Raw genomic sequence first — 2,253 nt, forward strand, 5'->3', positions numbered from 1 at the left:
CGACTTCCTTATGTTAACATTTTCATCTTTCAATGTCAACTAAGTTTTTTTATTTCGTTTGTCGCTTGCGACGTTATTGTCATCGGCGACTTGTCCTATATTACACCTCTATATAATAATAGTCAATAATAATCTTTCATTTTTTTAAAAAAGATGAAAAAGACTCTCATACCCCCCTTTTATTTCTCATACATATCAATAAGATAACTGAAAGGAGTGTAGAACTTGTTCAATCCTTCTTTATTACACATCATAAGCTCCCATTCAAGAAGCCCACACTATCATAGGAAGTTTCCAATCATTCTATTTTGGAGTCAAAAAAGCGGCTGTACTTCTCTTGCTAAGTGGTTCTTTTACCAGATTGATTTATTACAAACCGCTCTAAGCTATAGTCCTTTCATTCATAATTATGAATATGATATATACAAAAGTACACCTGCCTATAGTGTACGACTAGGAGTAGCGTTACGAGAAAAACAAAAAGAAACTTTTAAACTTGTTCGTAACCCTTATAGGAGAGCAGTCAGTTCTTTCGTGTCCTTAATTGGACCTCCTTATATGGAAAATCCCGAATGGAAACCCATCCGAAAGTTTTTATATCAAGATGAAAATTCCACCAAAGGGATCTCATTTAAACAATTTTTATACTATCTATTTATAAAAGGGGCTCACGCAAGTGATATTAACCCACATTTCACACAACAATATATAGCTGGTGAAGAAGAATATGTGACCAATTATATATACTTAGAAAACTTCGATCACGAAATGAAAGAATTAGAAAAGCGTTTCGAATTAAAAACCGCACCAATAAATGAGTTCTCAACATCATGGCATCATCAAACTCCCGCCATGATTTATAAAGGGAATTTTAGCGAAGGCGATATTACTGATCCTTTATTTCCACGTCATCCAACTTTTGAAAGCTTTTATGATACTGAATGTATACAACTTGTCCAAACAATATTTCAAAATGATTTCGACACATATAAATACAGCAAAGAATATCCATACTAACTTTAGTCTATTATCTTTGCTAAATAAAAAAGATACCTCATATATAAGGTATCTTTTTAACATTTCAATTATATAAATCATACTGTTTAACAGTCTCTATTCTCCACCTTGTTACCTTTTAATAGATTACATAACTTTTGCTTATCCGCCCATCCTACTCCGATTAAAACTAAACTCGCTCCCATTATTACTCTCCATGTCAGAGATTCATTTAATAGAATAATTGAAGTAACAATACTTATTAATGGTAATGCATTTAAATATAATCCGCTTACTGATGCTGAAACTCTCTCTAGCGCTTTATTCCAAAACCAATATGCTAAAATTGTTGCTCCAATAACAAGGTATATTACACTAAGTCCCGTTTTCCAAGTTTCAACCTTTGGAAGACCGTAATAAAAAATTTCTATCAGTGCAAACGGTAAGAGAATAACAGCTCCAATAATTAAAGTTAATGTTGTAAAAACCTCGTTTGATAAATACTGTTCTTGTTTTGGTCGTTTTAGCAAAACTGTGTAGAAAGCAAATAGAAAAGTACTTAATAATATTAGTATATCTCCTATTAAAGACACTTCTTGATTAGCACTTTTAGATGGAATCGTAATAAAGAGTACTCCTATAGCACCCAATATAATTCCTATCCAATAATTCAATCGAATTTTCTCTTTCAAAAAGAGTGCTGAAAAAAGAATTGTAACTAATGGTAATGCAGCATCTATAATACTCACATGTAATCCACTTGTTAAAGAAATGCCGTAGGATGTAAACATAAAATAACCAGCTACACCGGTAAAAGCTAACAAACTCATTCTTTTCCATGGAACTTTTTTATGTACAACTGATTTTTGTAATTCCTTAAATGAGAATAGCATACAAATTCCACCTGCAAAGAAAAGACGAATAAATAACAAAGTAAACGGCTGAATAGATTCTAACGCCCATTTTGTTGGCGCAATGGCTGTACCCCATAATATAACAGCCACTAATAACATGCATATTTCTTTCATAATTCCCCACACCCATCAAAAATATATGTTAACTACCTTAATTATAGATTTTTTCTAATGTAAAATCCTTTAAAAGCACAAAAGGTTATGTAAGATCACAAACATTCTTTTTACATCTGGACTATATTCTTGAAAAGGTAATTCTTACCTTTAAATTTAAAATAATAAAAATAAACACAAAAAAACCTAAGTCAAAATGACTTAGGTTTTTGCTTGGCGACGTCCTACT

The 2,253-nt window shown here is 31.6% G+C and carries 2 protein-coding genes; one reads left to right on the forward strand and one right to left on the reverse strand.

The window, feature by feature from the left end; all coding sequences use genetic code 11:
• Positions 1–225: 225 nt before the first annotated feature.
• Complete coding sequence (locus tag DN401_RS29580) at positions 226–1,017, forward strand: sulfotransferase family 2 domain-containing protein (protein WP_000483018.1); 792 nt, start codon at positions 226–228, stop codon at positions 1,015–1,017.
• An 86-nt stretch (positions 1,018–1,103) separates the two neighbouring features.
• Here the strand turns inward: DN401_RS29580 and DN401_RS29585 are convergent, their stop codons facing one another.
• Positions 1,104–2,024 carry a DMT family transporter gene (locus tag DN401_RS29585; RefSeq protein WP_000658277.1) on the reverse strand — a complete coding sequence of 307 codons (921 nt, stop codon included), beginning with the start codon at positions 2,022–2,024 and terminating at the stop codon, positions 1,104–1,106.
• Positions 2,025–2,253 lie beyond the last annotated feature (229 nt).

Source organism: Bacillus sp. BF2-3 (assembly GCF_008368795.1).
Lineage (GTDB): Bacteria > Bacillota > Bacilli > Bacillales > Bacillaceae_G > Bacillus_A > Bacillus_A cereus.

Coding starts and splice junctions, on each gene's coding strand:
- DN401_RS29585 (WP_000658277.1), bottom strand. CDS start 2,024: ATGAAAGAAATATGCATGTTATTAGTGGCTGTTATATTATGGGGTACA.